The sequence below is a fragment of the Corynebacterium sp. HMSC074C03 genome, assembly GCF_001838285.1.
In the GTDB taxonomy this organism is placed as follows: Bacteria; Actinomycetota; Actinomycetes; order Mycobacteriales; family Mycobacteriaceae; genus Corynebacterium; species Corynebacterium amycolatum.
This window is the reverse complement of sequence record NZ_KV836239.1, coordinates 1-421: the sequence shown is the minus strand read 5'-3', so window position 1 is coordinate 421 and position 421 is coordinate 1. Positions and strand designations below refer to the sequence as shown.

The following is a 421-nucleotide window of genomic DNA, read 5'->3' as shown; positions in this document are numbered from 1 at the left end:
CGCGTGCCTTTGTCCCGGTGACAACGATTCAAGCTAAGCGTCAGTCGAGTCTTCCTGACCTGGTCAAGCGCGTGTTTGATACTGGTGATCTCAACCGAGTGTGGATGTCGGATATTACCTACCTACGCACCAGCGAGGGATGGTTGTACTTGTGTGCGGTCCGCGACGGCCATTCCCGCAGGGTGCTGGGCTGGGCGATGGATAGCGTTCAAGATACATGCCTGGTCGAACGGGCCCTGCGGATGGCATATACACTGCGCGGTGACGTTCCTGATGGGCTGGTGTTCCACGCTGACCGCGGAACGCAATTTACCAGCGAGAAGCTCTGGGAAGTCTGCCATAACCTGGGCATTGCTCAGTCTGTGGGGCGTACTGGTGTGTGCTTTGATAACGCGATGGCTGAGTCGTTCTGGTCGACGCT

The 421-nt window shown here is 57.5% G+C and carries 1 protein-coding gene; it reads left to right on the top strand.

All coding sequences use genetic code 11. The features are described from left to right. Positions 1–421, top strand: a 421-nt coding sequence (locus tag HMPREF2847_RS08115; RefSeq protein WP_141765077.1) for a DDE-type integrase/transposase/recombinase, incomplete at both ends; no start/stop codon positions are given.